The organism is Dolichospermum heterosporum TAC447 (genome assembly GCF_024584745.1).
Taxonomy (GTDB): Bacteria; Cyanobacteriota; Cyanobacteriia; order Cyanobacteriales; family Nostocaceae; genus Dolichospermum; species Dolichospermum heterosporum.
In genome coordinates, this window is record NZ_CP099464.1 from 3442702 (window position 1) to 3469156 (window position 26455).

Genomic DNA, 26455 nt, shown 5'->3' on the forward strand with positions numbered 1-26455 from the left:
CATTACCCATTTACCCATTACCCATTACCTATTTTCGAGCAAAATGTTTTTCCATGATTTCTAAAATCATGGGTGCAGCGATACTACCACCACCACCACCGGAATGTTCAGCAAAGGCAACCACTAAAATTTCTGGCTTATCCGCAGGTGCATAAGCGCCAAACCAAGCGTGATTTTCTTTAACTCCTCCTCTCCAAGCTTCAGCAGTACCACTTTTGCCAGCCACCGGAGGAAGATTGGGGACATTTAGTACCTTACCTGTACCTTCACTAACTACCTTCCGCAATCCTTCCCGGAGAACTTTGACCGTTGTGGGTTTGAGATTTAATGATTCTCTCCAGCTTTTAGCTTCTTCATTATCCTTCAATAAATGGGGCTGAACTCGATAACCACCATTGGCAGGTACAGCAAACATCACAGCGGTTTGTAAAGGAGTAGCTTGTAAAGCCCCTTGGCCAATGGACATATTGATAGTATCACCCACACTCCAAGGTATCTTCCAGGCTTTCTGTTTCCAATTTTCATCGGGAACTAAACCTTTAGATTCTTCTGTAGTAAATTCAAACCCGGTTCTTTGACCAAATCCATATTTACGAGTCCATTCAATCAATGTTGGTCCACCGACTCGCTTACCAATTTGATAAAAGAAAGTATCGCTACTCCACTGCATAGCCCCTACAAAACCCAGCGGACCAAACCCAGCATGATTCCATTCACCAAATCTAGTTCCACCAATAGTTAAAGAACCGTAGGTTTGTAATACTGTATCAGGAGAAAATTTACCTGATTCTAGTCCAGCGGTTGTGGTGACGATTTTAAATGTACTGGCTGGAGGAAAGGCACTAATGGCACGATTGACCAAAGGATGTCCAGAACCTTGAACGGTTAACCAATCTTTTTGAGAAAGTTTTTGTTTAGAAAATATATTGGGGTCAAAAGTAGGATGAGACACCATTGCTAAGACAGCCCCATTTTTAGGGTCAATTGCAACTATTGCGCCATTACGATTACCTAAAGCTTTTTCTGCGGAAATTTGCATATCCAAATCTATGGTTAAGTGCAAATCATTGCCAGCTTTTGCTTGTTTGCTTCCCAATACTCGTAGAGGTCTACCGCTACCATCAACTTCTACCTGCTGACCGCCCCATTCACCTCTTAACAATTTTTCATAAGCTTTTTCTACTCCCATTTGACCCATGACATCTCCTAAGCGGTAGCCTTCAGCTTTCCTTTTTTGCAACTGTTCAGCAGTAACTTCACGGGTATATCCAAGTATGTGAGCCAACTCTTGACCATGAGGGTAATAACGAACAGCTTCCGTATTTATTTCTACTCCTGGTAGTTCATTTTCATACTCTTTTAATCCTGTTACCTGTGCTTCGTTTAAATTTCGAGCAATGCGAATTAGTGATGAAGGATTGACAGCAGATTGTTCAAGTATTTTCTCGATATCTGTTTGGGGAGTGTCGAGAATTTTGGCTAAACGTGGACCAACCACCGACCAAGATGCTTTGGTATGTGCCATTGGCCATAAATATACAGATCGGGGATAACGGGTGCTGGCTAATAATTTACCATTTCTATCAAAAATATTACCTCTTTCTGGTTGTTTGGGAATAATCCGAATGCGGTTGGATTCTGCCCGGATGCGGTGGTTTTTTCCTTCGATAATTTGTAAATATATTAATCTAGCGCCGATTCCAGATAACATTAATAATGTGAATAAAATTACAAATGTAGATTGAACACCACGTCCAACTGTGCGTGTATTTTTTGTTATACTAAGTAATGATGGTAAAATAGCCATAGACCAAAATAATTTTTTGGGATAAATAGGTAACAGGTAACAACTGACAACGAACAAGATTAAATATCAGGGTATTCTACTGAAGATTATGGCTCGAACTGCGATGCAGAATCAAAGAGGTTTAAAACCACTACAGCCACTTGATGTTGAATTGCGTAATGTATTCAAGTTTTTCAACCAAGAACCCGCAGTACACGGAGTGGATTTGGATGTTAGACAGGGAGAGTTTTTTAGCATTTTAGGTCCTTCTGGTTGTGGAAAGACAACTACGCTCCGCTTGATTGCTGGATTTGAAAGGGTGGATGCTGGTAAGTTACTCATTCAAGGTCAGTTAATGACTGATGTTCCTCCTTATCGGCGACCTGTGAATACTGTATTTCAAAGTTATGCTTTATTTAACCACTTGAATGTGTGGGAAAATATTGCTTTTGGATTGCGATTGAAAAAAATATCCAAATCGGAAATTGCTAGTCGCGTTACAGATGCTTTAAAGCTAGTAAAAATGGAAAGTTTGCGATCGCGTGTTCCTAGTCAACTCTCCGGTGGTCAACAACAGCGGGTAGCCTTAGCAAGAGCTTTGGTTAATCGTCCCGCAGTTATCCTCCTTGATGAACCTTTGGGAGCATTAGACTTAAAACTTCGTAAGGAGATGCAGGTTGAGTTATCCAATCTTCATCAGGATTTAGGGTTAACTTTTGTGATGGTGACACATGATCAGGAAGAAGCATTATGTTTATCTGATCGCATTGCGGTGATGAATCAAGGCAAAATAGAACAAATTGGTACTCCTAGCGAGATTTACGAACGTCCTCAAACACCTTTTGTGGCTGACTTCATTGGTGATACTAATCTATTTAGCGGTGAAATTGTGGAAGTAGATGCAGAATCTATGAAAATTTCTACTAAAACCGGATTAACGATGATTGTTAGTCGTCACGAACAAACTCCCCTAGAAATAGCTCAAAGTGTTGTTGTTAGTGTCCGTCCTGAAAAAATTCAACTTTCCCTTTATCCCACTAATATACTCACAAATTGTTTTGAGGGACGGCTAATTAATGTCATGTATTTAGGGACTCATGTTAATTATGTTGTGGAATTAATCAATGGTGTTCACCTCAATGTTTTACAACCTAATACTTATGCTAGTTTACCAGATAGGAATACACCCATTTATGCTTGGTGGGAAAAATTTGACTGTTTAGCTATTAGTCAAGATGTAAATTAAATGACTAACAGACGTAATTTTCTCAAAAAAATGGTGGCATTTTCTACCTTGTCTTTAGGTAGTTGTGGTTGGCGACTAGCTAATATAGGGTCAAACTATATTAGCTCTAATCAAAGTGGCAAACTATATATTTATACCTGGACTCAATATACAGATAAAGAATTAATAACTACCTTCACGACCCAAACAGGTGTGAAAGTAATAGCAGATGTATATGAATCCAATGATGTCATGTTAGCTAAGTTGCAAGCCGGAGGTGGTGGTACTTATAGCATTATTTACCCCTCTGACTATATGGTACAAAAGATGGCGGAAAAAGGGTTATTGATGGAAATAGATCATAGCCGTTTAATTGGCTTAGATAATTTATTTCCCCAATTTCATAATCCCACTTATGACCCGAATAATCGTTATAGTCTTCCTTTTAATTGGGGAACAACGGGTTTATTATACAACTCAGAACAACTGGTAAATGCCCCAGAAGATTGGGAGTATCTTTGGCAAAATCAAGATAAACTCAATAAACGATTTACCTTACTCAATGATGTGCGAGAGGTAATGGGTGCAACATTACGGATGTTGGGCTATTCCTATAATTCCCAAAATGAAAATGAGGTTAAACAAGCATATCAGAAATTGCAGATATTAAAACCTGCGATCGCCGCTTTTGATACTGACGCTTGGCAAAATAAGATTCTGGCGGGAGATTTAGCGATCGCTATGTGTTATTCTACTGATGCCGTCAAAATTTGTAAGGAAAATCCCAACCTCAAATTTGTAATTCCTCGTAGTGGTTCTTCATTATGGACTGATACCATTGTCATTCCCAAATCTAATCCAAATATAGCTGGTGCTTATGCCTGGATTAACTTAATTTTGCAACCAGAAGTAGCAGCGAAAATTTCCGAACGTTTATATATTTCTACTCCTAATCGGGCAGGATTTGAAAATTTACCAAAAGCAATTCAAGAGAATACTAATTTATTTCCTCCTCAATCACTTTTAGCAAAGTGTGAACGTCTAACTCCTTTAGGAAAATTTGAAGAGATTTATGAACGTTATTGGACTCAATTACTAACTTAAAAAATGATTAAGGAAGTAGGGGCGCAGGCCCTGCGCCCATTCAGGATTCAGAAGAAAAAAGAAGGAGTAAACTATTTTGCCGTATGGCTTTTACCGTAAATCTTAATATCTCATTCAAGTGCATACCGCTATATAATCACTAATTCGCAAATGGAATCTTCTAGCAACATCAAAAAAATCGAGAAATTACAACCTGATTGGAAAAATTGGCTACCGACATGGGGATTACTAGCACCATCTGGTATTTGGTTATTAATGTTGCTAGTTTTGCCAACATTAATAATTCTTGAATTAAGTTTAGTCCCAGATATTCGACCAGGTGATTTAGTAAATCCCAGTGGATTAGGTAACTATATTCGCATTTTTGAACCACTTTATTTAAAAGTAATATTTAATTCACTTTTTCTGGCATTTGGAACTACTATTATCACCTTAATTTTAGGCTTTCCCGTTGCTTATTGGATTGCTTTGACAGCACCAAAACGGTGGCAAAATTTGTTATTATTAGCCTTTGTTTTGCCTTTATGGACTTCTTCCTTGTTGCGTTCTTACGCATGGATTACAATTTTACGTCCCACCGGATTATTAAATAGTATATTAGCCAGTTTTAGTTTACCTGCTGTGAATATTTTGAACAGTAACTCAGCGGTATTAATTGGCATGAGTTACAGCTTGTTACCTTATATGGTGTTAATTTTATATGCTTCTTTGGAAAAGTTAGATAAGCAGCTATTAGAAGCTGCTGCTGATTTGGGTGCAAATCCAGTGCAAACCTTTTGGAAAGTGACTGTACCTCAAGTTTTACCAGGAATCACTGCTGGTTCGCTGCTAGTTTTTATTACTGGGTTAGGGGATTTTATAGACCCAGAATTACTGGGTGGTGCTTCGAGTATGACCGCTGCGCGGTTAGTTTATAATCAGTTTTTGGGTGCCAGTCAAAATTGGGGTTTCGGTTCAGCATTGAGTATGGCATTAATTTTGATGGTGAGTATTGCCATTTCTTTTGTAATTAAATTTGATCAAACTAAATAATTGTTGACTTTACAAATTTTATGAAATTAAACCTAATAAACTAATAATTATGTTATTAAATAACCGCTATCGAATATTAAGAACTTTGGGGAGTGGTGGATTTGGCGAAACTTATTTAGCTGAAGATACCCAAATGCCATCCCAACGTCGTTGTGTAATAAAGCAGTTAAAACCGATTCAAAATAATACACAAATTTATCAATTAGTCCAAGAACGTTTCCAGCGAGAAGCCGCAATTTTAGAACAACTTGGTTCTACATCTAATCAAATTCCTAGCTTATATGCTTATTTTCAATTTAATGATCAATTTTATTTAGTTCAGGAATTAATTGAGGGTGATACTGTTACAGAAAAAATTCAACAATATGGACTAAGTAGGTAAACATAATAAAAACGATATATGTTTAGTTTTGTAAAAACCGTGAAATAACCTATTTGCAAGGCATTCATTGAATTTACATTTCGTCACATACCTTTAAATTTTTCTCTTTACCTACTTACTTACGGAGATTGCTGTTAGAGAAATATTACTATCTTTGTTACCTGTTTTGGAATATGTTCATTCAAAACGTATTATTCACCGTGATATTAAACCCGATAATATAATTTTGCGTCATCATGATGGGAAACCAGTGCTAATTGATTTTGGTGCTGTACGTGAATCAATGGGGACAGTAGTTAATTTACAAGGAAATCCCACTATGTTAGTTGGTTCTTGGTTAACCATGATTACTCAATTTCCTATTGATAAGAATAAACAATATTAATATTCCCAAAAAATAAAATAACAATTGTCAACACCGCAACCAGACCAGCAAAAAACTTTGTTCGTCGATAAGTAGTGAAACAGAATTAATTACACAATGTCATTGCGTAAGCGTTGCGTGGCGTTAGCCATATCGAACGAAGTGAAATGAAGCAACTGCAAGGGTTGTGATTGCTTCCCTTCGCTCGCAATGACTGTAAATATTTTGTCCAATTACTTAATAGACATCTCCAAAAAAGATTGTAGAGACGTTCCATGGAACGTCTCTACAGGGTTTTCAGGTCAAGTATCTTTAATTTTTGGATATGTCTATTAAATACTTTGCAATTGATTGCGTTCATCCTGTTCATCCTTCAATCCTGGACATCCTGATTCTGACAATTACCAGTTGCAGAAAAATCATATTTCCCACAACTGGCATAACTTACCAATCCCTAACCTTATCTATGACTATCAAGTAAACCATGACGGGAAAAAATACCCTTCAATTTCAAATTAGTGAAGACATTTATAGAATTTACTAATTCTCGTTGTTCAGAACTTAAATTTAATGCTTTCAAAGCTTGATCAATATTATCACCATTGTGTAATTCATGAGCAAGCAAATCACGTTGAGATAAATCTAAAATTGCCGCAATCTCTTTATTTCGACGCTGACGAATCCCTTGTAGTGCTTGATTTTCTTGGGGAGTAAAATCATATTCAGATAATTTGATATTATCGCTAATTTCTCCAGAGTTGGTGAATAAGTGACTAGCACGAGCCAAAGGAACTTCCCAGGAGAAAAAGGTAATGGCAAAAATAAGAGCCAAAGTCAATAACCGTTGTGTTAATTTATTAATCATGTTGATTTTGAGGTTAATAACAGCTTAAGTTAAATTCTAACTAGGGAAAGAGTAGCCTAGACAATTTTCCTATTTCCGGGTGCGACTTGCCAAAGAGAAACAAGCATTAATCAGCACTTATTTAATAGAACAAACTTACTAGTCATTAAATGGCATAAATCCTGAGTTCAAGACAGTGACAAAGAAATCAGGCTATTTCTATATTTAAGGTGAGCTAAAGTAGATAATGTTTTCTCTATGACTAAATTCAGAAATTGATCATCAGGATAATTATTTTGCTAATAGATTGTAAAAAAATGTAAAGCCTGTATATTTAAATTAGATGATACATATTTTTGTCTGTTCATTATAAATTAGAAGTTTCAAAATTAATATCATACACATAGATTTTTAACTATTCATTCCGTCAACTTGTTATCAGCCATGACACTACCTGAGCCTCAAACCGATATTAAAGACATTTACCCGTCACCTCCCAAGTCAAATCGGTGGCTGCGCTTACTATTAGCTGCACTGTTATTAATTGGGGGTCTCAGCGGGATAGCATGGAAATTGCTAAATCCTGAAAAACCAAATTCAGCAGTAGCTAATGCTCCACCTCCAGGGGTTAAAGTTAAACTATCACCAGTGCAAACAGGTACAGTTGAAGATAGTACGGAATATATAGCCAGTCTGGAATCGCGGCGTTCAGTCAACCTCCAACCGAGAATTCAAGGTCAGGTTTCGCAAATATTCGTGAAATCGGGAGATTCAGTTTCCTCCGGGACTGCGATTCTGCAAATAGATTCTCAACAACAACAAGCCGCAGTTAGTAGTTTATCTGCTGCTGGTCGAGGTTCACAAGCGCAACTAGAAAATGTTCGCGCTACTCTTAAATCTTTGCAAGCAGAACGCCTAGCGAATGTTGCCAATGTGCGCTTAAGTCAACAAGATTATAAGCGTTATTCTGAATTAGCTGCACAAGGGGCTGTATCTCTTCAGACTCAAGATTTATATGCTAACAAACTAGCGACAGCAAAAGCCCAACTAGGGGCGATAGATTCCCGCATTCAAGCTCAAATAGCTACCATATCCCAGGTAGAAAAATCCTTACAACAATCTGATGCCAATATTAAACAACAACAAGTTCAACTTCAGTATTATAAAATAACTGCTCCTTTTGCGGGAACTGTTGGTGATGTTCCCGTTAAAGTAGGGGATTTTGTGAATACTTCCACACCATTAGCAACTATTACCCAAAACCGACCTTTAGACGTTAAAATTCCGGTTCCATTGGAAAAAGGTACACAATTACGTCCAGGATTGCCAGTGGAATTAATTAACGCCCAAGGTAAAATTATTGGCAATAGTAGTATATTCTTTATTTCTCCCAGTATTACTAATAACTCTCAATCAATATTAGTTAAGGCACTTTATAACAATGATAATGGGCAACTACGAGCTGATCAATCAATTCGGGCTAAGGTGATTTGGAATCAACGTTCTGGGGTGCTAGTTCCCACAACAGCAATATCTCGAATCGCTGGAGAAACCTTTGTATTTGTAGCCGAAGCTGGAAAATCTCCTCAAGGTGGTTCTCAATTAATAGCTAAACAAAAACAGGTGAAGTTAGGAAATATTAAGGGGAATGATTATCAAGTAATTGAGGGATTACAACGGGATGAAAAATTGATAATTTCAGGAATACAAAACCTCAGAGATGGACTACCAATAATTCCTGAAAATGAAGAAACAGGGAATAGTGAAAAGAAGTAATCACCAATTACCAATAGGACTCACGCAAAATATCTCTCAAACCCTCATTTCTCTGTGTCCTCTGTGCCTCTGTGGTTCGTTATTCCGTAAATCTTAATCAATCACCAATTACCAATTTATGTTTGTTAACTTCTTTATTAAGCGACCTGTATTTACCAGCGTCTGCGCTATTATCATTTTACTTGTTGGTGCAATCAGTATTCCCACATTGCCTACAGCCCAGTATCCAGAGATTAGTCCTACGCAGATTATCGTCAATTCTAATTATGTTGGTGCTAGTGCGGAAATTGTTGAAAGTACCGTCACAACGATTTTAGAACGGCAAATTAACGGTGTCGAAGGCATTAAATACATGACTTCGAGCAGTAGTAATGATGGTAGTAGTACGATTACTGTCACATTTGATGCTTCACGGGATAAGGATATTGCCGCCGTTGATGTGCAAAACCGCGTCACCTCGGCTGAACCCCAGTTACCAGAAGCGGTGAAGCAAACAGGAGTGACTGTGAGTAAACAGTCTAACAATATTTTGTTAGCGATCGGTTTGTTTAGTGATAATAAAGCCTTAAATAATGTCTTTTTAAGTAATTATGCAGATTTATATTTAGTAGATGCCCTGAAGCGAATTAAAGGTGTCAGTGAGGCGCGGATTTTTGGTGAACGTCGCTATGCAATGCGCCTATGGCTTGACCCGAATAAATTGGCTAGTCGAAATCTAACTACTGATGATGTGATTGATGCCCTGAAGGAACAAAATTTACAGGTAGGTGCGGGACAAATTGGACAACAGCCAGCCGTTGATGGTCAAATGTATCAAATTGACTTGAGGGCAGTTAGTAGGCTCACGGAAGTTGAGGAATTTGACAATGTTGTAATTAAAACTGCTGGTGACGGTAGTTTGATTAAGTTAAAAGATGTGGGAAGGGCGGAATTGGGAGCGCAAAACTATAGCTCATTTCTGCGGTTTAAGGGGAATGAGGGTGTGGGACTGGGGATATTTCCAACGCCGGGAAGTAATGTTTTGGACGTGGCTAATTTAGTCAAAAAGGAAATGGCGCGATTGTCGCAAAGCTTTCCGCCGGGGATGAAATATCAAGTGGCATTTGACACCACGACTATTGTAGAAGAATCTTTGGCAGAAGTGATAAAAACTCTTTTAGAGGCGATCGCTCTGGTAATTCTCGTCATCTTTATTTTCCTACAAGATTGGCGCACCACCTTAATTCCTGTGATCACTATTCCCCTATCCTTAGTTGGGACTTTTGCCTTCGTCAAAGCCTTTGGATTTTCCATCAACACCTTAACCATGTTCGGTTTAACCCTCGCAACAGGAATGGTAGTTGATGACGCGATTATTGTCGTAGAAAATATTTCTCGCTTAATTCAAGAAAAAGGAATGTCACCCCGACAAGCGGCTTCAGTCTCCATGCAAGAGCTATTTGGGGCTGTAATTGCGACTTCTTTAGTATTGATGGCGGTATTTGTACCTGTCGCCTTTTTCCCAGGTGCAACTGGACAAATTTACAAACAATTTGCCCTGACGATTGCCTTTTCTATCGCCATTTCCACATTTTTGGCTCTTACCCTCACCCCTTCTCTTTCTGCCTTATTGTTGCGGCGAAGACCCGCACCTAGAGGGATTTTTGGTTGGGTATTCGGTCGAATCAACTGGTTTTTAGAAGCCATGCGTTGGGGATATGAGCGCTCTTTAAGATTTTTGACGAGAATAAAAGCGATTATTCTCCTGTTATTTATCGGTTCATTAGGTTTCACCGCTTGGTTGTACATGACTGTACCCACCGCATTTCTCCCCGACGAAGACCAGGGTTATTTCATTACCATTATCCAGGGTCCAGAAGGTTCTTCACTCAAATACACCAGTAAAGTCATGAGTGAGGTAGAAGCAGAAATATTGAAATTACCAGAAGTTACAGGTACTTTTGCGATCGGTGGTTTTGGTTTTAGTGGTAGCACCGCTAACAGTGGCGTAATTTTTACAACTCTCAAATCCTGGGACGAACGAAAACAACCAAATCAATCAGTACAAGCCATTATTGGCAATTTAAGAAAAAGGTTTTCAGGAATTACCGAAGCTAGAGTTTTCCCAGTTAACCCCCCCGCAATTCGCGGTTTAGGTAGTTTTAGCGGTTTCCAATTTCAATTACAAGATATAGCCGGCACTAACAGCCTGAATTCTATGCTGCAAACTGTTGGTCAGTTTATGATGCAGGGAAATCAAACCCCCGGACTACAAGCTGTATTTAGTACCTTTACCGCCAACACACCCCAAATCTTAATTGAAGTTGACCGCAACAAAGCTAAATCTCTACAAGTTTCTATTGACGATATTTTTAAAACCCTGCAAACTTATTTGGGTTCAAGATATGTCAACGATTTTAATTTTCTTTCCCGCACATATCGGGTATACATCCAAGCAGATGCTCAGTTTCGTTCCAATCCTGATGATATTGGTTTATTAAATGTGCGTTCTGCAACTAATCAGATGATTCCTCTGAGTAGTTTGGTCAAATTAACTCCCACAACGGGAGCGCAAACTATTAATCATTACAACTTATTTCGTTCCATTGAAATTAACGGTTCTCCTGCTCCTGGTACTAGTTCTGGACAAGCAACTTTAGCTATGGAACAACTAGCTAAAAAGATATTACCCACAAGCATGGGATATGAATGGTCAGGTATTGCGGCTCAGGAAAAAGAATCCGGTGGACAAGCACCGATAATTTTTGGTTTGGGATTACTTTTCGTCTTTTTAGTCTTAGCTGCTCAATATGAAAATTATGTTGACCCTTTGATTATTATGTTGTCAGTTCCCTTAGCTATTATGGGAGCTTTAGCATCACAATCATTACGAGGTTTAAATAATGATGTATTTTGCCAAGTTGGGTTAGTCATGTTAATAGGTTTAGCCAGTAAAAACGCAATTTTAATTGTCGAATTTGCTAACCAATTACGAGAACAGCAAGGTTTATCAATTACCAAAGCCGCAGTAGAAGCAGCACAAGGTCGTTTACGTCCAATTCTCATGACTGCTTTTTCGACTTTGTTAGGAATTTTTCCCCTAGCAACTGCTACAGGTGCAGGTGCAGCAAGTCGTCAATCTTTAGGTACTGCGGTATTTGGCGGAATGTTTGTGGCGACTTTTTTAAGTTTATTTATTGTGCCAATTCTTTATATTATCATTGGTACAATTCGCCAACGTTTGCAACCTGTTCATCATTCTCCCTATTTAGAAATGCAAGAAGAAGATCATATTTCATTAAGATAGTATTTCTAGTACAAAACGGCGTAAATAAACCAACCATTCTAAATCCTCCAAAAGCCTATACTGTTTTCATTTTGACTTTTGACTTTTGACTTTTGACTTCCGCCTTGCGGTACTAGTACCACCTTGAAGTCTAAATCTTGTAGGTTTGTTTAAGAGGGTGTTTGAAAAGTTATGGTTGATGTATCAAATATTTTTTACCCCTCCCTAACCCTCCCCTTTACAAGGGGAGGGTTAGGGATTTTTATTGTTAAGTAATTGGACAAAAATATTTACAGTCATTGCGAGGGAAGGGAAGCAATCACAACCCTGGCGATTGCTTGATTTCACTTCGTTCCATATGGCTAACGCCACGCTGCGCTAACGCAATGACATTGTGTAATTAATTCTGTCTCACTACTTACCCCCCTTTACAAGCCCTTTACAAGGGGAAAGGGGGGGGTTTGGAGAGGGGTAAAATTATTTTCGTCGAACTCACGTTAAATAAAGTAAACACAACATTAGTCAAAAGAGAACATTGAATACAATTGTTTTAGTATTGAAGGAGATATATAATGATAGATAAAACTCAATTAGTAGATGTTCAACAATGGATTAAAACCCGTGCTTCTCTAGATGCCAATGAGTCGAATTTTTTGAGTTGGACAGGAAATATTTATAGTTTTATTCCTGGAGAGAAACGACAATTATTATTTAAAATCGTGGGAATGAGTGTGAGTCGGTGTATAACCACAGGTGAAGATAGTTGGGATTTTACTTCTAGAGAATTAACCTATTACCTCAATCCAGAAACCAAAGAGATTTTACATAAATGGGAGAATCCTTGGACACAGGAAATAGTGACCGTTATGCACGTTGCTAATAGTCCTGTTCAGGGTCAATTTAAAGGTCAACTACCTGTGCAATTAGACGGAGAAAAAACTAATTTTGTATTTGACATCTTTCCTAATTATCCCAATCCTTTAGCTGAAAATCCCGAATTTGCTGATTATTGTCCAGGAGGAATTTATCAAGCAGTAGAATTATTTAAAATCTCTGTTCCCACAGCAGATTTAGAAAATTCACAATTAAATTCAGTCACACAATTAAGCATATCCTGGGATAGAATTGGTCAATGGTTGCCCTGGATGAAAATGGGTGAACATCCTGGTTATTTAATTTATAGTGCTACAGGTAACAAAGTTAGTGGATTAACAGAATTACATCCAATTTTACAACAGGAGATTAACACTCGCGTTCCTTTATATAAAGCAGCACCAAAAAGTTATATTGAGGGAGAAGATATGACATCTTGGCTTTATTTTCAAAAGCATTTTTCCGCATATTTAGCTGGAGAAATATTCCCCATACCAGCACCAGAAGAAGTTTAATTGACAATTACAGCAGTCTTCATGTATTTAGACCAAACTCTTGATTCCTCTTTGCGCCTCTGCGTCTGGAACGTGAGACAAAAAAATGTGGTTCATTTACCCGAAAATCGCTGTAATTACAGCTTTTGCATATTGTGACTAAGAGGATCAAAATTTCTGGGAAATTTGGTGCTTTCATCATAATATGCACGATTTAAATTCGCGCCATACAACTTAGTATAATGCAGCCTAGCCCCTCGAAGATTTGCTTCAGTGAGATTAACACCGGATAAATTTGCTCTTGTTAAATTTGCCTTGGCTAAATTTGCTCTACTCAAATCTGCTCCCCAAAGTTTAGCTTTAGCTAAGTTAGCTTCACTTAAATCCGCTCCCCATAAATTAATCCCTGGCAAATAAGCATTAATTAGTTTAGCTTTGATTAGTTTCGCCGAAACAAAATATGTTTCGCCCGCAAGATAACGCCGTTTTAGTTCCTCAGCTTCCATATTTAACCTACTTGAGCCACAAAAACTCTATTCTAAGAATACTGCTTAAATTATTTGTTGGTGTGTTCTTTGCACAAAAATTTTCGCTTATCAATCACTAGTAAATTAATACTATTTTTGGAAGTAAGTAGGTTGGCGTTGAAAATTGTCGTTATGGCAAAGCAAAGGGCAAGAGGCAAGAGGCAATAAGTAGTGAGACAGAATTAATTACACAATGTTATTGCGTAAGCGTGGCGTGGCGTTAGCCATATGGAACGAAGTGAAATGAAGCAATTCCAAGGGTTGTGATTGCTTCCCTTCGCTCGCAATGACTGTAAATATTTTTGTCCAATTACTTAGTGAAGAGGGTTTGGGCGATTTTACGTTTCTTTACACAATTTGGTTTTATTGTGTTCACCTACTTACAGCTATATAAAAAACGCCTGAGTTTTTAACCCAAGCGTTCCCCGTATAACTTTCTACCAATTCACTACTATTGTAACATTTAAAACCTGCGACTCAAATAACAGAAAGTATAAGCAGCGCGAGGAAAATTGTAACAAATATAAAATGAAGTGGTATCACTCCTTGCATTCACTAAGAATATCTCTTTTAAAATCAAATGGCTAGTGTAGAGAGTGACACTTTCTTAACTGACACTAGTTAAAAATGAAGCATAGTAAATAGGAGTTAATCAAACACGGCTAAATAGTAAATATCGCAGCATTTCTGTATAAAGATGTTGTAGTTATTGTAATTATACTTAGACTGAAATGACAAATCATAGAAGTAATTTATATTGATATAAAATGTATAAGTAAATACGGAAAAACATCTATTAGGGTGATGTAAATATGGGGTAAGGTTAAGGATATTCCCGACGAAAAAACAAGATACTCATTTTGAAACGATTCTGCGCCATTTCAGCGATTCCTAGATTCGTCAAGAATTGTAGAACCCTGTAACTGCAAGGGGTTCAATCTCAGAAAACCTTAAAATGAGAATTGCTGGAAATATTGATTTTCTCTGGATTTTTTGAGCTAAAATGGGGATAAGTAGTGAGGCAGAATTAATTACACAATGTCATTGCGTTAGCGTAGCGTGGCGTTAGCCATATGGAACGAAGTGAAATGAAGCAATTCCAAGGGTTGTGATTGCTTCCCTTCGCTCGCAATGACTGTAAATATTTTTGTCCAATTACTTACTGGGATCATCTCTGGCAGTAATTTTTCTAAATTATACATCTACACAACTCCAGCGAAAATGTCTCAAGATCCTCAACAATCACCTCAAATCCAAGAAGTAATTGGACTAAAAGCACAACACTTTGCTGATTTAATCAGAACCGCACAATTAGTTTTTGATCCGACTGCGGGAGTTACTGGCAGGAATGTCAAAATTGATTGGGAAGATTTTGGTATGCCTCGGAATATAGAGGATAATCTCAGAATTATTGGTGAAGAGTTTCAATATGCTTCTCCCCATGTTCCTGTTGATGTAATCTGGGGTAAATTAACCACAGAAACTCGAATTTGGTTTCTAGAAAAGAAAGATCAATTGTGGCAATTTGAAGAATTTTTACCTGCACTTGATGAAGATTAACTATTGCCAAAAATATTTTTTTTTAGTAGGATATATACATTTTGTATCCTACTTACTTACTAGAAAATAAAGTTGATGAAAATTATAAATTTCCAGTTTTTATTAGTTTTGATTTCTTTGATATTGCCGATAATAACTCCGGTTTCCCACAAGTCTAACATGGCTTTGGCAGGAAGTACAATAAATTATGATCAACCAATTATTAATCAGCAAATAGTTGTTAATAAGAGTGAATTTGGCGTAAAGATAGTCAACCCAGAAGGGAAAGTTAATTTTTTTCCAACAACTACAGTTCCATTAAAAGAAGGTGATGCTTATGGTTGGAGAATTACACTTAACAACTATCAAGGTAACATCAAAGGTAAAGTTAAATGGCGGGAAGTTTTAACTTTACCACAAGCCCCCGAAACTTGGACAACAGAAAATAATAAAAATTTCTCCATATCGAAAGATGGAAAAACAGCAACTTCCACCCGCACAGTAACACCTGTGAATGGTGTAATTGAAAACTTTTGGACTATTGCTGCTGGAGATCCTTTGGGTAAACATCAAATAGAAGTCTATATTGATGAAAATTTAATTGGTACTTTTGCCTTTGAAATAGTTCCGTTATGAAATGACAGTTTTGTGCTAAATGTAAGTATAGCATCTTTTTTATAGACTAATTATGTTAATCTCATCTTCCATTTTTCTAGCCGGTGCTAGTCGCGGTGTTGGGCAAGAAATCGCTAAATATTTGATAGCACAACAAATTCAAGTTAAAGCCCTGTTGAGAACAGAAGCTGCTGCTGTGGCAGCAAAAGCAATGGGTGTTTATCCAATTCTAGGAGATGCGTTAAATGTAACTGATATTGAACAGGCAATTTTAGGAAATGAACCTATTCAAGCCGTTATCAGTACATTAGGTGGTTTACCTACAGATAATATCAAACCTGATTATATCGGTAATAAAAACCTGATTGATGTCGCAGTCAAAGCAGGAGTTAAGAAATTTATTCTCGTGACCTCCATTGGTAGTGGTGATAGTGTGGTGGCTTTACCTCCCCAAGCTTTAGAAGCACTCAAACCAGTTTTAATTGAAAAAGAAAAAGCAGAACAATATTTAATTTCCAGTGGACTTAACTATACAATTATCCGTCCTGGTGGTTTAAAATCAGAACCAGCAACCAACAACGGAATTATCACCGAAAATCCTCAGATTGTGGGTACTATTCATCGTGCAGATGTGGCCCAATTAGTTTGTCGCTGTTTAAATTCCGATCATACTAATAATAAAATTTTCTCAGCGATAGATCGGAATATGATATATCCAGGATTACCGGAATTTGTGGAATTTAATTTAGATTAGTTGTTGTTAACTTTGAGGACTAAAGTCCTCACTACTAATTCAATTTAAACAGAAAATACTACCCGAAACCCACACATTCTTAAACCACCGTCTGCTTCATTCCAACTTCTACTAGCACTGCGACAAAGTTCTGCACTAAAATTCCATGCACCACCTCTTAAAACGCGACGATGTTTATCACCTCCATCTTCCCAGACACTACCATTTGTAGGTGCGCCATGATAGTTATTATGCCAAGGATCTGCACACCATTCCCAGACTAATCCGTGCATATCATATAAACCAAAAGCATTCGCAACTTCAAAATAACCAACATTAGTTGTTTCTTTCCGAAATCTACTTTTTGGTTCTATAGAATAGGTATCGCTACCGCTACAGTTAATTAAATCAGAAGTAATTGTTTCTCCAAAATGAAAAGATGTGGTAGTTCCTGCCCGACAAGCATATTCCCATTCGGCTTCACTAGGTAAACGATGTTCTCTCCCCGTTTTAATTGCTAATCTGGCACAAAATTCTACAGCTTCATACCAAGAGACATTTTCAACAGGCAAATTTGCACCTTTAAATTTTGATGGATTAGGGTGCAATTCTTGTTTAACTGGAGGTAAAGCTGCTATGGTTCTCCACTGTAATTGGGTAATAGGATATTTCCCCATAAAAAAGGGTGGAACTATAACTTGATGTTGGGGACGTTCATCATCATCACCTTCACAACTCAAAGAACCCATAATAAAAGTTCCATGGGGAATTGATACCATTTCTAAGGTTGTATTTCTGCCTAATTCTTCTTTAAAATATTTAGTATTCCGTCTATCACGGTTAACTTCTCTGCCAGAAGTGTCTACGGTAATGACATAAAAATCAAAGTTGTACAAGGGAGGTAAGGGAACAGTAACTTTTTGGGGAAGTGGTGGTGCTAATGGTGGTTTAGGAAAGGAAGAAAATTTGATAGCTACGGGAGATTTGGGAAAGTTCAAATCATCTAAAACATCCAGTGCTGATTGATATCTATCACTAGCAAAATGTTGGAGTAATTTATCTAAGATTTGCTTTAATTCATCACTAATAGTCATGCCTTTAATGCGTAAGCGTTCTTCCCATAACCATTTAGCATTCATGGCATCATAAAGATGATCTTGAAGTTGTCCATAATCATTTTGTAATGGTAAATCTTGAGTTAATAGGCGTACACAGGTGACACCCAAAGCATATAAATCACTCGCTTGACAAGCAAACCCAGCCATTTGTTCTGTTGGGGCATACCCAAGGGTATAAATAGCTGTCGCTTGTCTAGCGATACTGGTTTGAGTAACTTGTTTTGCACCTCCAAAATCAATTAATACGGGTTTTCTATCACTATCCCGACGCACAATGTTTTCCGGCTTGATATCGCGGTGAATCACATGATGTTTGTGAACAAAATCCAAAACTGGTAATAAGTCAGCTAAAAGTTGCCGAACTTCGGTTTCATCATAAGCTTGATTTTGTAGTTCTTCGAGAAGAGTTTTCCCAATAATAAATTCCTGGACTAAATACAAACTAGAACCTTGTTCAAAGTAAGCCAAAAGTCGGGGAATTTGGGCATGGTTTTCGCCCAAATCATACAGTCTAAAAGCTTCTTCTTTGAAAAATTCTGCTGCTTTAGCACGTTGTCCAGTTCCTTGAACTTGGGGGAAAAATTGCTTAATTACGCAAGGTGCATTCAGTCTATCTACATCTTCCGCAGCGTAGGTTCTGCTAAATCCACCTTCACCTAATAACCTCAAAACACGGTAACGGTTTCGCAGCATTTCCCCAAAGTTACTTTCTTGACAACTTAGACAAGATTTAGAGGTTTTCGGGTTGAAGGGGTTAGAACAATTGGGATTTTGGCAAATTTGCATGAATGTTGAGAAAATAGCATCTTGTCAAAATTCAGCCCCAATATTATTAAGTTGTCAAAACGATATTTATTACTATATTTGTCTAAACTATGAGTTATTTGATTTCAATGATTATTATGATTCAATTTATAGGTAATCATAAAAAATCATCTTCATCACCAAAATCACAGTTTAGATGATTTATTTATAAATAACACTATCAGTAGGAAAAATCTGTAGTGTTTGTTGCACAGATTCTGACTTTTCCCTTCCTCTAGGGACTCCGTACTGAGTAACTGCCCGATAATTGCCAGAAATATGTATCATTTCATAACTATTCTTACAACTTCCTCAAATTTTTGATTTACTTTAAAGGTAGATAGTATAAAGCTATCCATAGGACAGGCACATCAAAAAATACTGATATTAAGGATGACTTATGGCTATAGATACTCTAGCATTTATGACGACAATGGAAAATAGATTTGGTTTCACGGCTGAAGACAAATCTATTTTGAACGCCAATGCTGCCTGGGGTGAAGAAATTGCAGCGGAAATGGCGGGACACTTTTATGAATATCTAGGGCGTGATGCAGAAATGAATGCCATTATTAATGCTAGTGAAGGCAGAATGCAGCGACTCACAGATACATTCATCAAATGGTTTGCCGAAATGTTTACAGGAATTGATGATTGGGGTGCTGTTTATGCCCAACGACGTTGGCAAATTGGGGTTGTTCATGTGAAGGTGGGAATTCAACCCCAGCATATTGTTCCAGCCATGTCTACAGTCATTCATGAAGTAGGCAAGAAACTGAAAGCTGAGGGCAAATCTGAGGAATTAAAAGCTGCTTTAGGGCGGATTTGTATGATTGATTTAGCTTTTATTGAACAGTCTTACGTAGATGTTTCGACCTCGGCTGTGTTAAAAGAAACTGGCTGGTCATCCGCTTTATTAAAGCGTCTAATCAGCACAGGTGCAGCATCAATAAATTAATAGGGGCAGGGGAGTGGGGGGAGTAGGGGGAGTGGGGGGAGTAGGGGGAGTAGGGGGAGTGGGGGGAGTAGGGGGAGTGGGGGGAGTGGGGGGAGTAGGGGGAGTAGGGGGAGTAGAGAGATTTTTTATCTTTCTATTACCTATTACCTATTACCTATTATTACCTATTACCTTGTTTAAACTTCGCAACTTAATTCACCGGCTTTTTTGGTAAAACGACGATTTTCTCGATAATCTACCCGACAATCTATGACTGCTGGCACATCTTGCGCGAGCGCTTCTTTCAGTAAGGGAATAAAATCCGCAACGGATTCGACGCGATAACCTTTTAATCCCATACTTTCGGCAAATTTGACGAAATCAGGATTACCAAAATGGACAAAAGATGAGTTACCTGGACCAAATTGATTTTCTTGCTTCCATTCAATTAAACCATAGCCACCGTCATTAAAAATCAGGGTAACAAATGGTGTTCCGACTCGCAAAGCTGTTTCTAATTCTTGACAATTCATCATAAAACCACCGTCACCAGTGGCAGCGACAACTTTACGATCTGGGTGAACTAATTTTGCGGCTAATGCACCGGGGATAGCAATACCCATAGCGGCAAAACCATTGGAAATAATACAAGTGTTGGGACTATGACAATGATAATGTCTAGCAATCCACATTTTATGGGCGCCAACATCGGAAATTACAATATCATCTGGTCCCATAACTTGCCGCAGGTCATAAATTAATTTTTGCGGTTTAATAGGAAATTCATCATCTTTGGCGTATTCTTCGTAATCAGCGCGAATGTTAGAACGCAAGCTAATAGAATAGGGATTGGGTTTATTGTGTCTGTCTGCTAATTTTAATATTTCATTGAGGGAATCAGAAATATCACCAACTATTTCTACTTGGGGAATATAACTACTATCAATTTCTGAAGAAGTTGCCGCAATATGAATAATAGGAATTGTTCCTTCAGGATTCCATTTTTTGGGAGAAAATTCAATTAAATCATAGCCAATTGCTATGACTAAATCTGTATTATCAAAGCCACAGATAATGAAATCTCGTTGTTGTAATCCCACAGACCAAAGTGCTAAAGGATGAGTATAGGGAATAACTCCTTTACCCATAAAAGTATTAACAACGGGAATATTCATTTGGGTGGCAAATTGCGTGACTGCATCACTAGCATGGGCGCGAATTGCACCATTTCCAACTAAAATGATGGGATTAACGGCTTGGGAAATTGCCCCGGCTGCGGCGCGAATACTGGCAAAGGAAGCATAGGTTTTTTCACTATTATCCTTATTTAAAGGTTTGCCTTCTACGGGCATTGCCGCAATATTTTCTGGTAAGTCAATGTGAACTGCACCGGGTTTTTCTGTTTGCGATCGCTTGAAGGCTTTTCTCACAACTTCCGGTGTAATACTTGGTCTGACAATCTGTTTATTCCACTTAGTAACTGGAGCAAACATTGCCACTAAATCCAAATATTGATGGGATTCAATGTGCATTCTATCTGTTCCCACCTGCCCAGTAATTGCCACTAATGGCGCACCATCTAAGTTAGCATCTGCAACTCCTGTCATTAAATTAGTTGCCCCAGGTCCAAGGGTAGAAAGGCATACTCCGGCTTTACCTGTTAACCTCCCATAAACATCAGCCATGAAGGCTGCACCCTGTTCATGACGAGTGGTAATAAATTGAATTGAGGATGTTTTTAAGGCTTCTAAAACGTGCAAATTCTCTTCACCAGGGAGTCCAAAAACATATTGTACTCCTTCATTTTCTAAACACTGTACTAATAATTCTGCGGTATTCATAATTTTGGTAATTGGTAATTGGTAATTGGTAATTGGTGATTGCTTAATTTTCTTCTTCCCTTCTTTCTTCTTACTCCTGATAGCGCAGCGTGGCGTTAGCCATACTCCTGAATGGGCGCAGGCCCTGCGCCCCTACCTCCTGATAGCGCAGCGTGGCGTTAGCCATACTCCTGACTCCTTAGTTCACCCAAACAGTTTTCACATTCACAAATTCATGTAAACCTTGAATACTCAACTCCCTACCGTAGCCAGAACGCTTAATGCCCCCAAAGGGTAGACGGGGATCTGATTTAACCATGCTGTTAATAAATACTGCACCAGCTTCAATTTCTTGAATTAGGCGATTTTGTTCTTCTGTATTTGTTGTCCATGCACTTGCACCCAAACCAAAGGGACTATCATTAGCTAATTTAATTGCCGCTTCGATATCAGGAACTCGGAATAATAATGCCACAGGCCCAAAAAATTCCTCTTGGGCAATTGGTTTATCTACAGGAATATCTATGATAATTGTGGGTGGATAAAAGTTCCCCGGCATTTCTGTTAAAGGATGTCCACCTGTGAGGACTTTACCACCACTTTTTACCGCATTTTTAACTTGTTGGTCTAATTCTTGGAGAATATCGGGAGTTGCCAATGGTCCCAAATCTGTATCTGCTGCCATTGGATTACCAATTTTCAACGCTTGAAATTTTTCTACCAGCAGTTTTTCAAATTGATCAGCCACAGATTCAGCAATTATAAAGCGTTTCGCTGCAATACAAGATTGTCCATTATTTAACATTCTCGCTGTTACTGCGGTGCTAACTGCTGTTTCTAAATCGGCACTTTCTAAAACAATAAATGGGTCACTACCCCCCAATTCTAAAACAGTTTTTTTAATTTGTTTCCCAGATGCAACCGCGAGGGATATACCTGCTGGTTCACTACCGGTTAAAGTAGCAGCTTTGACGCGATCATCAGCCATCAAATTGGCAACTTGGGCAGCACCAATTAACAATGTTTGAAATACACCTTTGGGAAAGCCGGAACGGTTGATAATATCTTCGATCGCCAGGGCGCACTGTGGCACGTTGGAGGCGTGTTTGAGTAGTCCTACATTGCCCGCCATGAGGGCAGGTGCAGCAAACCGAAAAACCTGCCAAAATGGAAAATTCCAAGGCATGACAGCGAGAATTACCCCTAAAGGTTGATATTTTATAAAACTATGACTGGCATCGGTTTCAATGGGGACATCAGCGAGAAAATTGGCGGCATTTTCGGCATAATAGCGACAAACCAGGGCGCATTTTTCAACTTCTGCGATCGCCGCTTTTAATGGTTTACCCATTTCCAGGGTCATCAATTTCCCTAAATCTGGCTTTTCTTGGTCTAAAATAGTTGCTGCTTGTTCTAACCAGTGCGATCGCTCTAGAAAACTCGTCTGACGATATTCTTCAAAAGACTTTCCTGCTAAATCCAACTTGGCAAGAATTTCTGTATCTTTTAGTGGCTCAAAAGTTTTGAGCGTTTCCCCAGTGGTGGGATTAATAGTAGCTATAGCCATAACCTGACCCCCCATTAAAAAATAGTTTGAGGTAGTTTACCAGTCTTACACACATTCACTACAGAAGCTAACACGAAAATTGACTTGGAGAGAAAATAATGAAAATAATTTGTCATTAAATCAATACCTCGCCAATTTGCCAAATAGTATGCCAAAAGCCCATAAAATTGTCACAATATCAACAGGATTTTTGGATAATATTGTAAATTACGCTCTATTCCAGATTACCCACTAGTACCGCAAGGCGGAAGTCAAAAGTCAAAAGTCAAAAGTCAAAATGAAGACAGTATAGTCTTTTGGAGGATTTAGAATAGTTGGTTTATTTACGCCGTTTTGTACTAGTAGTTAGTCAAATTTATTTTGACGGGTAATGATCGGAAAAAACTTCTGTTCTTCCCTCCCCCACCTCCCCTACCTCCCCCACCTCCCCTACCTCCCCCACCTCCCCTACCTCCCCTACCTCCCCTACCCCCTGCTTGCCTTCACCCGTCATTTTCGGGTTGACGGACTACTACCCATTACAGCACAGCGTCAGTAATATTATAGTTCATGCATTTTAGTTTGATATAACTTAATGGAACGATCAATTCCTTTAAAACGATAAGCTCCGATATCAAAAAAATCAGATTTTTCTGACAACATATTATAAGTAACTTCACTAATTACACATTCACCAGGAGAACAAATAGTCTCCATCCTGGCTGCCAAATTAATTGTCGTTCCTAAAGCAGTATAATCCACCCTCTGAGAACTACCAACATCACCAACTACAGCTTTACCACTGTTAATAGCAATCCGTAATTGTAAAGGTTCTTGCCAAAAATGATTAGCATTGAGATGTTTTAACCGAGTTAGCATTCCCTTCGCCGAGGCAACTGCCCTATCTGCATGACCTGGATCTGGGTCAGGAGCGCCAAAAAATGCCATAATACAGTCACCAATGTATTTATCTAAGGTGCCACTATACAAAAATACTTCTTTCAACATTTCTTCAAATAAATTATTTAATAATTGAGCAATTTCTGTAGGTGTCAATCGTTCAGAAATTGCCGTAAAACCGACTAAATCTGCAAATAAAATACTAATTTCATTTTCTCTAGGTGCTAAACGTCCATCTGGAGAACCACCAACAGCTATCAATTGTTGGACAACAGCCGGAGAATGGTATCTTTCTAAACGATGACGAATTACTTCTTCATTTTTGAGTTTGTCTACTAACAACGAACGTTGCACACTAGAAGCTACAATATTAGCCAAAGCCGAAAAAAAGCTGAGTTCTTCTTCCCCTTCACTTTCCCAATGAGATGAAGACAGACTAGCATCAGCATAGAGAACTCCAATTACTTTGTGTTCATCCCATAATGGGACAGCCATAGCACTGCGAATACCTTTAACTAAAATACTTTTCTCCCTAGAAAAACGTTGATCAGATTGAGTATCGGCGCTTTGAATAGCAATTTTTTCTGCAAATACTTTTTGACAAATACTGCGACTAATCCAACTACCATCCGTAGCTAAATGTTCTTGTTCAGAAATATTTCTAGTGGCAGAATTTATTAACTCTAAATTACCAGAATCATCAATTTTTACTAATAGGGCTAATCGGTCAATACTATCAAGATAACGAAAAACCACCTGTTGTACTTGGAAGAAAATTTCCTCAATAGATGCAGCAGCACAAAGATTTTTAGCTATATCTACCAAATCTTTAAGACGAGCAATAGTTTCATTTTGATTATTGTTATTGCTATTAATAGTATTAGCACTTATCCATTGTTGTTGTAGTTCTTCAACATTCCGAAAAATTGTTTTTTGTGGTTGAATATTGACATTTTCTAAAAATATATTAGTATTACTATTATCATTACCATTTATATTTTTGAATTTTACTAATAATTTAATGTTGCCCAAGGAAATTACATCATTATTAGCTAATTCTTGGATACCTGTAATCAAATACTGATTAATTTGCGTACCGTTTTTACTACCTAAATCCTGAATAGTCCACACATGATCAGAACTTTTGACGATTCGCACATGATTGCGAGAAATTCCTTCAAAGGGTAATACCATGTCACATTCTGGCAACCGTCCGATCATAAATACATCTTTATCTACTAGAACTAATGTTTCAGTATGTCCTTCTTGCTGGAAAACGAGGGTAAGTTGATTCATGACTGTCAAATCAGGCTCGAAGCTAAGGGCGCAAGTATCAGTGCAATTATACTGCAAACGGTTCATAGTTTAACCAAATATGAAACCCCTCTGGTAAACCTCTCTAGTATTAAATGTTATTCCTTTTCCCTCTACTCCTCTGAGGGATCACCAAAAAATGGCGTTGCTGAATCGAGGTATGAAATTTCCAAATTGAACCTTTAAAAATCAAACCTCAGTGCGTCTACTCTTCGAGATCACGAAGCGTGATTGCGCCTTTGCGTGAGACTAAAATTCATACCCTTAATCAGCAACGCCCAAAAAATAAATTACCCAATTTTGTGGGATGGGCATCCTGCCTGTCCTTGGTAATTAGCGGGCAATTCGTCCCGCACCACAAGAAACTTTTGGGGATTTTTTTAATTTGAAGTCCCTTTGTACGATAAAAAAAATAAATTACCCAATTTTTTGGGATGGGCAGGATGCCCGTCCTTGATGATTAGCGGGCTTTCCGATCCGAATAACCTACAAATCAAGACTTTTTTCAATTTGGACAAGGTATTGTTACACAGATTGGTTTTATTGTGTTCACCTACCTATGACAAATTAGTATTTAAAATGGTGGTAATTCTAAGGGAATATTACCCAAAAGTCCTTTCCGAAAATCGGTGATCATTTGTCTGGCAGCACGTTCTACATCACCTTTATAACGATGTTCTGCTAAAACTTGTAAGTAGTCTTCTCCTGTGTGGATGATGGAATCTATCTCATACCGTGACAGTAATGGATGTGGTGGTAATAAATGAGAATGTGTTTCTTGAAGCTCGTTAAGTATATCTACGAATGCTGCGCCGATGAGTTGATTGTCATAAGCTGCTTCACCAATATCGTCACAAATAGCTAATTTGACGGCTGCGGCTTGGCTGTCCAGTCTGGCAGGAATGACACCAGGGGCATCCAGTAATTGTAATTGATCAGAAATTCTTACCCACCGCAGTTGCCTGGTAACACCGGGACGGGCAGCGCTTTCTACGACTCGTTTTCCTATCAACCTGTTAATTAAGGCTGATTTACCGACATTGGGAAAACCAATGACGACAGCCCGGACGGGACGGGGTAACATTCCTCTATCTGTGCGGCGTTGGTTAAGTTCAATACCTGCTGCTTGGGCGGCTTTGGCTATGGCGGTGACACCTTGACCATGTTGGGCGTTGGTAAAATATGGAACTTCGCCTTGATTTTTAAACCACTCTATCCAGCGCGATCGCACTTGTGGCAAAATCATATCTACCCGGTTGAGTACCAATATCCTGGCTTTTGTCCCCACCCATTCATTCATTTGGGGGTGATTTGTAGTTATAGGAATACGGGCATCTCTTACTTCTAAAACCACATCAACCCGTTTTAGCTGTTCTTTGAGATTTTTTTCAGCTTTGGCAATGTGTCCGGGATACCATTGAATCAAATTTAATTTGTAATTTTGTGTGATTGACATT

General features: G+C 38.3%; 18 protein-coding genes and 2 pseudogenes. 12 read left to right on the forward strand and 8 right to left on the reverse strand.

What is annotated here, in order from left to right:
• Window positions 1-28: 28 nt before the first annotated feature.
• The gene (mrdA, locus tag NG743_RS15440) at window positions 29-1807 is read right to left on the reverse strand and encodes a penicillin-binding protein 2 (protein WP_027403604.1); all 1779 of its coding nucleotides are present in this window, start codon (window positions 1805-1807) and stop codon (window positions 29-31) included.
• 88 nt (window positions 1808-1895) lie between these two features.
• On the opposite strand from mrdA, the gene NG743_RS15445 reads away from it, so the two are divergent.
• From NG743_RS15445 to NG743_RS15465, 5 genes and pseudogenes are all read left to right on the forward strand, one after another.
• Window positions 1896-3032 (forward strand): ABC transporter ATP-binding protein, encoded by a 1137-nt coding sequence (locus tag NG743_RS15445; protein WP_257120381.1) that lies wholly within the window; start codon window positions 1896-1898, stop codon window positions 3030-3032.
• Window positions 3033-4115 carry a polyamine ABC transporter substrate-binding protein gene (locus NG743_RS15450; protein WP_257120382.1) on the forward strand — a complete coding sequence of 361 codons (1083 nt, stop codon included), beginning with the start codon at window positions 3033-3035 and terminating at the stop codon, window positions 4113-4115. It begins immediately after the preceding gene.
• A gap of 150 nt (window positions 4116-4265) precedes the next feature.
• Entirely contained in the window at window positions 4266-5147 is an 882-nt protein-coding gene (locus tag NG743_RS15455; protein ID WP_257120383.1) for an ABC transporter permease, read from the forward strand.
• A gap of 49 nt (window positions 5148-5196) precedes the next feature.
• A pseudogene (locus NG743_RS15460) lies at window positions 5197-5520 on the forward strand (protein kinase domain-containing protein); the annotation flags it as partial.
• Between the two features lie 127 nt (window positions 5521-5647).
• Window positions 5648-5848 (forward strand): annotated as a pseudogene (locus NG743_RS15465) (protein kinase domain-containing protein); the annotation flags it as partial.
• 505 nt (window positions 5849-6353) lie between these two features.
• On the opposite strand, the gene NG743_RS15470 reads toward NG743_RS15465, so the two are convergent.
• Window positions 6354-6758, reverse strand: a complete 405-nt coding sequence (locus NG743_RS15470) for a hypothetical protein (RefSeq protein WP_027403610.1) — start codon at window positions 6756-6758, stop codon at window positions 6354-6356.
• A gap of 423 nt (window positions 6759-7181) precedes the next feature.
• On the opposite strand from NG743_RS15470, the gene NG743_RS15475 reads away from it, so the two are divergent.
• From NG743_RS15475 to NG743_RS15485, 3 genes are all read left to right on the forward strand, one after another.
• On the forward strand, window positions 7182-8513 hold the full coding sequence (locus tag NG743_RS15475) for an efflux RND transporter periplasmic adaptor subunit (protein WP_257120384.1): 1332 nt from the start codon (window positions 7182-7184) through the stop codon (window positions 8511-8513).
• A 118-nt stretch (window positions 8514-8631) separates the two neighbouring features.
• Window positions 8632-11799, forward strand: a complete 3168-nt coding sequence (locus tag NG743_RS15480; protein WP_257120385.1) for an efflux RND transporter permease subunit — start codon at window positions 8632-8634, stop codon at window positions 11797-11799.
• A gap of 551 nt (window positions 11800-12350) precedes the next feature.
• Complete coding sequence (locus NG743_RS15485; RefSeq protein WP_257120386.1) at window positions 12351-13166, forward strand: DUF1838 domain-containing protein; 816 nt, start codon at window positions 12351-12353, stop codon at window positions 13164-13166.
• A gap of 116 nt (window positions 13167-13282) precedes the next feature.
• On the opposite strand, the gene NG743_RS15490 is transcribed toward NG743_RS15485, so the two are convergent.
• Window positions 13283-13651, reverse strand: a complete 369-nt coding sequence (locus NG743_RS15490) for a pentapeptide repeat-containing protein (protein WP_027403614.1) — start codon at window positions 13649-13651, stop codon at window positions 13283-13285.
• Window positions 13652-14893: 1242 nt separating this feature from the next.
• Between NG743_RS15490 and NG743_RS15495 the strand changes: the two genes are divergently transcribed.
• The 3 genes from NG743_RS15495 to NG743_RS15505 all read left to right on the forward strand — a co-directional run bounded on the left by NG743_RS15495 (window position 14894) and on the right by NG743_RS15505 (window position 16580).
• Window positions 14894-15232, forward strand: coding sequence for a hypothetical protein (locus NG743_RS15495; RefSeq protein ID WP_027403615.1), 339 nt, complete (start codon window positions 14894-14896; stop codon window positions 15230-15232).
• Window positions 15233-15307: 75 nt separating this feature from the next.
• A complete protein-coding gene (locus NG743_RS15500; protein ID WP_257120387.1) occupies window positions 15308-15847 on the forward strand; it encodes a PM0630 family protein in 540 nt (179 codons plus the stop codon).
• Between the two features lie 52 nt (window positions 15848-15899).
• On the forward strand, window positions 15900-16580 hold the full coding sequence (locus tag NG743_RS15505; protein WP_257120388.1) for an SDR family oxidoreductase: 681 nt from the start codon (window positions 15900-15902) through the stop codon (window positions 16578-16580).
• A 44-nt stretch (window positions 16581-16624) separates the two neighbouring features.
• Here NG743_RS15505 and NG743_RS15510 read toward each other — a convergent pair whose 3' ends face one another.
• A complete protein-coding gene (locus NG743_RS15510) occupies window positions 16625-18463 on the reverse strand; it encodes a bifunctional serine/threonine-protein kinase/formylglycine-generating enzyme family protein (RefSeq protein WP_193962816.1) in 1839 nt (612 codons plus the stop codon).
• Window positions 18464-18881: 418 nt separating this feature from the next.
• Here NG743_RS15510 and NG743_RS15515 point away from each other — a divergent pair, with 418 nt between their 5' ends.
• Window positions 18882-19439, forward strand: coding sequence for a protoglobin domain-containing protein (locus NG743_RS15515; RefSeq protein ID WP_027403619.1), 558 nt, complete (start codon window positions 18882-18884; stop codon window positions 19437-19439).
• 176 nt (window positions 19440-19615) lie between these two features.
• Here NG743_RS15515 and NG743_RS15520 read toward each other — a convergent pair whose 3' ends face one another.
• The 4 genes from NG743_RS15520 to ylqF all read right to left on the reverse strand — a co-directional run bounded on the left by NG743_RS15520 (window position 19616) and on the right by ylqF (window position 26454).
• Complete coding sequence (locus NG743_RS15520) at window positions 19616-21259, reverse strand: acetolactate synthase large subunit (protein WP_027403620.1); 1644 nt, start codon at window positions 21257-21259, stop codon at window positions 19616-19618.
• Window positions 21260-21437: 178 nt separating this feature from the next.
• Window positions 21438-22805: an NAD-dependent succinate-semialdehyde dehydrogenase gene (locus tag NG743_RS15525; RefSeq protein ID WP_027403621.1), complete on the reverse strand. Its 1368-nt coding sequence runs from the start codon at window positions 22803-22805 to the stop codon at window positions 21438-21440.
• A 540-nt stretch (window positions 22806-23345) separates the two neighbouring features.
• Window positions 23346-24980 carry an adenylate/guanylate cyclase domain-containing protein gene (locus NG743_RS15530; protein ID WP_027403622.1) on the reverse strand — a complete coding sequence of 545 codons (1635 nt, stop codon included), beginning with the start codon at window positions 24978-24980 and terminating at the stop codon, window positions 23346-23348.
• A gap of 592 nt (window positions 24981-25572) precedes the next feature.
• Entirely contained in the window at window positions 25573-26454 is an 882-nt protein-coding gene (gene ylqF, locus NG743_RS15535) for a ribosome biogenesis GTPase YlqF (protein ID WP_193963362.1), read from the reverse strand.
• Between the last annotated feature and the right edge of the window lies 1 nt (window position 26455).